Source organism: Ensifer sp. ENS11, from assembly GCF_014851895.1.
GTDB lineage: Bacteria > Pseudomonadota > Alphaproteobacteria > Rhizobiales > Rhizobiaceae > Ensifer > Ensifer canadensis.
Window position 1 is genome coordinate 180,009 of sequence record NZ_JACVAN010000011.1, and the last position, 6,109, is coordinate 186,117.

Genomic DNA, 6,109 nt, shown 5'->3' on the forward strand with positions numbered 1-6,109 from the left:
TCAGGCCGCCTTGGCAAGCTCCTGCTGCGCCTCGGCGAAAAGCCGAAGCGACTTGAGCCGGGCATCCATGTCGAAGATCGGCATCGAGATGATCAGTTCGTCCGCCTTCGTTTGGTCAAGGAACGTTTCGATCTTTCTGCGGATGGTCTCCGGTCCACCGACGATGGCATAGGACATCGCGTGATCGACAAAGATCTTCTCATCCGAACTCCATAGCCCATCCATGGACGCCACCGGCGCCGGGAACCGGCCGCGGGCGTTGCGCCGCAGGGCGACGAAGGATTGCTGCATCGACGTGAAGAGGTAGTTCGCCTCCTCGTCGGTGGCAGCTGCCACGCCCATGACGCCGACCATCACGTGCGGCTTGTTGAGCGTCTGCGAAGGCGTGAAGCGCTCGCGATAGATCTCAAGCGCCGACAGCAGCATGTCGGGCGCGAAATGCGAGGCAAAGGCAAAGGGCAAACCGAGCATGCCGGCGAGATGGGCGCTGTAGTGGCTCGATCCGAGCAGCCAGATCGGCACATTGGTGTCGGAACCCGGAACCGCGATGATCTTCTGATCCTCGGCGACGGGGCCGAGCAGTGCCTGCAGTTCGACGACGTCATTGGGGAAGTTGTTGGCGCTCGCCTCCATATTGCGGCGAAGCGCCTGGGCGGTGCGCATGTCGGTGCCCGGCGCGCGGCCGAGCCCGAGATCGATGCGGCCGGGATAGAGGGCGGCAAGTGTGCCGAACTGCTCGGCAATCACCAGCGGCGAATGGTTCGGTAGCATGATACCGCCGGAGCCGACGCGGATCGTCTTCGTTCCTGCGGCGACGTGGGAAATGACGATCGAGGTCGCCGCGCTGGCAATGCCCTTCATGCCGTGATGTTCGGCCAGCCAGAAGCGCTTGTAGCCGTTTTCTTCGGCCGCCTGCGCCAAGAGCCTCGAGTTTTCGAGCGATTGGGCGACACTGCCGCCTTCGGTGATCGGGGAGAGATCGAGGACGGAGAAAGTCGCCATGAGCCAGGCCTTTATTGAGCGAAATTGATTGAATGGCTATGTAAGGTCAAAATTCCTCAATCCAAGGGTAGCGCTTGAGATTTCCGACAGCCGCGCTTGCCTCATGTGGATGTTTTTGTTTTGTTCACTTTTTGCTGGCAGCGTCCGGACACGCAGCATAGGGTGAAATTCATGCAAACCACGATTCGCATCATCGGCATCGATCCGGGCCTCCGCCGTACCGGCTGGGGCATCATCGAAACGCTTGGCAATTCGCTGCGTTTCGTCGCCTCCGGCACGGTGACATCCGATGGCGACATGGATCTCGCTTCGCGGCTCTGCCAGCTGCATGATGGCCTGGCGGAAGTCGTGCACAGTTATCAGCCAGACGAGGCCGCGGTGGAGCAGACCTTCGTCAACAAGGATGCAACGGCGACGCTGAAGCTCGGGCAGGCGCGCGGCATCGCCATGCTGGTGCCGGCGCGCGCGGGCTTGAGGGTTGCCGAATATGCGCCGAACGCGGTCAAGAAGGCCGTCATCGGTGTCGGCCACGGTGAAAAGCAGCAAATCCACATGATGCTGAAAGTCCTGATGCCGAAGGCCGAGTTCAAGGGCAACGATGCTGCCGACGCGCTCGCGATTGCCATTTGCCACGCGCACAACCGCCTGTCGGTGACCAGCCGGCTTGCGGCCCTGATGGGGTAGTTGCGCTGGTGCCGTTAATTTCCGATGGTCGGTCCGATCATCCCGCAATCCATCCATGAGAGACGACGCCACATGATCGGCAAATTGAAGGGTACTATCGACGAAATCGGCGAGGATCATGTCGTTCTCGACGTGCATGGCGTCGGCTATGTCGCCCATTGTTCGGCGCGCACATTGTCGAAGCTCGGTTCGGCGGGAGAGGCGGCGGTGCTGTTTATCGAGACCTATGTGCGCGAGGACCAGTTGAAGCTGTTCGGCTTCCTGACGGCGCTGGAGCGCGAGTGGTTCCGGCTGTTGCAGAGCGTCCAGGGGGTGGGCTCCAAGGTGGCGCTCGCTCTTTTGTCGACGCTGACGCCGGGCGAGCTTGCAAACGCGATTGCGCTACAGGACAAGACCTCGGTGTCGCGCGCGCCGGGTGTCGGCCCGAAGGTGGCGGTGCGCATCGTCACCGAACTGAAAAACAAGGCACCGGCGTTTGCCGGCGAAATGTCCGGCACGATCGGCCTCAAGCAGGAGCTTGGCGAGGGTGTTGCCTCGGCGCCGGTTTCAGACGCGGTGTCGGCGTTGACCAACCTCGGCTATTCCCGCGACCAGGCTGCAAATGCGGTTGCCGCGGCGCTGAAGAACGGCGGCGAGGACGCCGACAGCGCCAAGCTGATCCGGCTTGGCCTCAAGGAGCTGGCGCGATGATTCCTTGCGTTGTCGTGCCGGCCGATGCAAAACGGGCATTCTCTTTAACACCACGCGCAAGAATGCCCGATCGATTGGAACGGATGGATGACTGAAGCCGCACGCCTGATAACGCCGGAAAAGCGCGGCGAAGATCTCGATGCGACGATGCGTCCGCAGTCTCTGGACGAATTCACCGGCCAGGCGGAAGCCCGCGCCAACCTGAAGATCTTCATCGAAGCGGCGAAGAACCGCGGCGAAGCGCTCGATCACGTGCTGTTCGTCGGGCCGCCCGGTCTCGGCAAGACGACGCTGGCGCAGATCATGGCCAAGGAGCTGGGCGTCAACTTCCGCTCGACCTCCGGGCCTGTTATCGCCAAGGCGGGCGATCTGGCAGCGCTCCTGACCAATCTCGAAGAGCGCGACGTTCTGTTCATCGACGAAATCCACCGGCTCAACCCGGCGGTCGAGGAAATCCTCTATCCGGCGATGGAAGACTTCCAGCTCGATCTGATCATCGGCGAGGGACCGGCGGCGCGATCGGTGAAGATCGATCTGTCGAAGTTCACGCTGGTCGCTGCAACCACCCGTCTCGGCCTGCTGACGACGCCGCTGCGCGACCGCTTCGGTATTCCGGTGCGGCTCAATTTCTATACGGTCGAGGAACTGGAATCGATCGTGCGCCGCGGCTCCCGGCTGATGGGGCTCGGCATGACCGACGACGGCGCACGCGAGATTGCGCGGCGCGCACGGGGAACGCCGCGGATCGCCGGCCGCCTGCTGCGTCGCGTGCGTGATTTTGCCGAAGTGGCCCGGGCCGAAGCGGTGACCAAGCAGATCGCCGACGAGGCGCTGACGCGGCTTCTCGTCGACAATATGGGGCTCGACCAGCTCGACCGGCGCTATCTCTTCATGATCGCCCAGAATTTCGCTGGCGGGCCTGTCGGCATCGAGACCATTGCCGCCGGGCTTTCCGAACCGCGCGATGCGATCGAAGACATCATCGAACCCTATCTGATCCAGCAGGGTTTCATCCAGCGCACGCCGCGCGGCCGCATATTGACCGCCAATGCCTGGAAACATATCGGCCTCAATCCGCCAAAAGAGGTCGAGGCGACCCAGTTTCGATTGACGCTCGAGGACGAGTAAATGATCACGCGCCGTGGGCTTCTGAAGTTTCTCGGCGGCGGGATTGCCAGCATGGCGGCGCTTGGCGGCTATGCCTTTGCCATCGAGCCGCTCGCCCGGCTGAGCGTGACGCGTTATGCGCTGACGCCGCCGGGCTGGTCGCCGGGCTTGAAGCTGCGGGTGGTGGCACTTGCGGACATCCACGCCTGTGAGCCATGGATGTCCGCCAACCGCATCGCCTCGATCTGCCGGCAGGCCAATGCGCTTGGTGGCGATATCACCGTCCTTCTCGGCGACTATGCCGCCGGCATGAACCTGGTGACACGCTATGTGCATTCCAGCGAATGGTCGAAGGCGCTCGCGACGCTTGAGGCGCCGCTCGGCGTGCATGCGATCATGGGCAATCACGACTGGTGGGAGGACAGGACCGCGCAGAAGAACAGCGGCGGCCTCACCTTCGGTCACAAGGCGCTCGCCGACGTCGGCATCAACGTCTACAGCAATCGCGCCATCCGCCTGGAAAAGGATGGCCTCGGCTTCTGGCTCGCCGGCCTCGAAGACCAACTCGCGTTGGTGCCGGGCAAGAAATGGATGCGCAAGCATATGCAGGGCCTCGACGCTCTCGATGGCACGCTGGCACAAGTAGAAGACGACGCGCCGGTGATCCTGCTTGCCCATGAGCCCGACATTTTTCCGAAAGTGCCTTCGCGCGTTGCCTTGACGCTCTCGGGCCACACCCATGGTGGGCAGGTCCGGTTTCTCGGTCATGCTCCCGTCTTACCCTCGCGCTTCGGCGATCGGTATGCGTATGGTCATATGGTTGAAGACGATCGCAGCCTGATCGTTTCCGGCGGGCTCGGCTGCTCGATCGCGCCGGTCCGCTTCGGCGTGCCGCCGGAGATCGTCGTCATCGACCTCGGCTGAGGGGATTCCGGCCGCATGGCTTAGGCGCGCGGCCAAATGGCGTATTTCGGCGTGGCGGCGGGCTCGCTATGATCCGCGACAGCGCCACGCGTCTCATGAGACGCGCAGAGGTCGCTGTAGCACTTTGAATTGCTGCATGTTTCCTTGAACCGGATACGATTTAAGGAAACATGCAGTAGGGAAAGAGCCGGCCGTCGACGTTGGACGAGCGCTTTCCATTACCTGCATCGCCTCGATGAAGGTGGCAGGCGGCTTGGCGTCCATCCATTGAAGGGAAGAGTGAATGCTGGCGCGGCGCGGGTTCCTCAAGCTTCTCGGCGGGCTGGTGATGGCTGGGTTTGGCACCAGCGCCTATGCGGTGGGGGTCGAGCCGTTGCAGCGGCCGCTGGTGACGTCCTACGCTTTGCGGCCTGCCAACTGGCCGCCAGGCCTCAAGCTCAGGGTCGTCGTCCTGGCCGATATCCACGCCTGCGAACCCTGGATGCCTGTGCACCGGATTGCCGGCATCTGCGATCAGGCCAGTGCGCTTGGTGGCGACATCATCCTCCTTCTCGGCGACTATATGAGCAGCCTGCGCCTGACCGGTTTCATCGAACCCGCCCGTTGGGCCGAGGCATTGGCGCGGCTGAAAGCGCCTCTCGGGGTCCACGCGATCATAGGCAATCACGACTGGCTCAACGATCCGGTCGCCCGTCTGGCCGGGCATGGTCCGACGCTAGCCCACAGGGCGCTTGCCGGCGTTGGCATCCCGGTCTACGACAATCGTGCGCTGCGGCTCGAAAAGGACGGACGATCCTTCTGGCTCGCCGGTCTGGCCGATCAACTCGAGCCAACCTACCTGGCTCCCGACGGCTCAGGCATGATCCCCGGGCTCGATGACCTGCCCGGCACGATGGCCGGCATGGATGGTGACGATCCGATCATCCTGATGGCCCACGAGCCGGACATCTTTGTCGACGTGCCCCGGCGTGTATCGTTGACACTCGCCGGCCATACCCATGGCGGGCAGGTCAGGATTCTCGGCTATGCGCCGCTTGTCCCGTCGCGATACGGCAACCGCTATGCCTACGGCCACGTCGTCGAGGACGGTCGTCACATGATCGTCTCCGGTGGATTGGGTCTTTCGAATTTGCCGATCCGGATCGGATCGCCGCCGGAAATCGTTGCCATCGATATCGGCTAATGACAGCGTCGACTCAAGCAACGGGCTCGGTGATCTTGCCGAAGGTGAAGATGCAGATCGGCCGCTTGCTGATGGAAGGCATGTCGACCAAGCAGCGCAGCACCTTCCTCGTCTCCGGTGTAATATCGGCAACCTCCTGGTGCGTGCCGTTGATGCTCGGCGCATTGCCACAGCTCAATTTCGTCGTTCCGATGATGGTGATCCTGATGGCCTATGGCCTGCTGCTTGCCGCCGCGATCGTTGTCTCGCACAGCCTTCTCTTCGTGCTTCCGGCGGATAAAACCGGCAAATTCGATGAAAGCGCGGATCGAGCCGATGATGGGCCTGCTGTCGGTGGCTTGAGTTGGGGGATCACGGGTCTGGTTTGACCCGTGATCAGAAGGAAAGGCCCGTGCTCTGATCCCCAAAAACTGGACCGTTTTTGATTGGAGTTTTCCGCGCTAGATTCCCGGCTGGGAACAGGAGCGGAAGTGATGAAAGCATCTAATTTTTCGGACGCCCAAAAGGCGTTCATTTTGA

Annotated in this window: 7 protein-coding genes; 6 read left to right on the plus strand and 1 reads right to left on the minus strand. The window is 62.2% G+C overall.

Annotation, left to right across the window (positions count from 1 at the left end; all coding sequences use genetic code 11):
* The gene (locus tag IB264_RS21200; RefSeq protein WP_057205705.1) at window positions 1-1,002 is read right to left on the minus strand and encodes an LLM class flavin-dependent oxidoreductase; all 1,002 of its coding nucleotides are present in this window, start codon (window positions 1,000-1,002) and stop codon (window positions 1-3) included.
* 171 nt (window positions 1,003-1,173) lie between these two features.
* On the opposite strand from IB264_RS21200, the gene ruvC reads away from it, so the two are divergent.
* From ruvC to IB264_RS21230, 6 genes are all read left to right on the plus strand, one after another.
* Complete coding sequence (gene ruvC, locus IB264_RS21205; RefSeq protein WP_025424743.1) at window positions 1,174-1,686, plus strand: crossover junction endodeoxyribonuclease RuvC; 513 nt, start codon at window positions 1,174-1,176, stop codon at window positions 1,684-1,686.
* A gap of 72 nt (window positions 1,687-1,758) precedes the next feature.
* Window positions 1,759-2,376, plus strand: coding sequence for a Holliday junction branch migration protein RuvA (ruvA, locus tag IB264_RS21210; RefSeq protein ID WP_025424742.1), 618 nt, complete (start codon window positions 1,759-1,761; stop codon window positions 2,374-2,376).
* 87 nt (window positions 2,377-2,463) lie between these two features.
* On the plus strand, window positions 2,464-3,504 hold the full coding sequence (gene ruvB / locus IB264_RS21215; protein ID WP_057205706.1) for a Holliday junction branch migration DNA helicase RuvB: 1,041 nt from the start codon (window positions 2,464-2,466) through the stop codon (window positions 3,502-3,504).
* The gene (locus IB264_RS21220; RefSeq protein WP_107027711.1) at window positions 3,505-4,407 is read left to right on the plus strand and encodes a metallophosphoesterase; all 903 of its coding nucleotides are present in this window, start codon (window positions 3,505-3,507) and stop codon (window positions 4,405-4,407) included.
* 283 nt (window positions 4,408-4,690) lie between these two features.
* Window positions 4,691-5,590: a metallophosphoesterase gene (locus tag IB264_RS21225; protein ID WP_057205711.1), complete on the plus strand. Its 900-nt coding sequence runs from the start codon at window positions 4,691-4,693 to the stop codon at window positions 5,588-5,590.
* Window positions 5,590-5,958, plus strand: a complete 369-nt coding sequence (locus tag IB264_RS21230) for a hypothetical protein (protein ID WP_057205713.1) — start codon at window positions 5,590-5,592, stop codon at window positions 5,956-5,958. Before IB264_RS21225 ends, IB264_RS21230 begins: the two co-directional genes overlap by 1 nt.
* Window positions 5,959-6,109 lie beyond the last annotated feature (151 nt).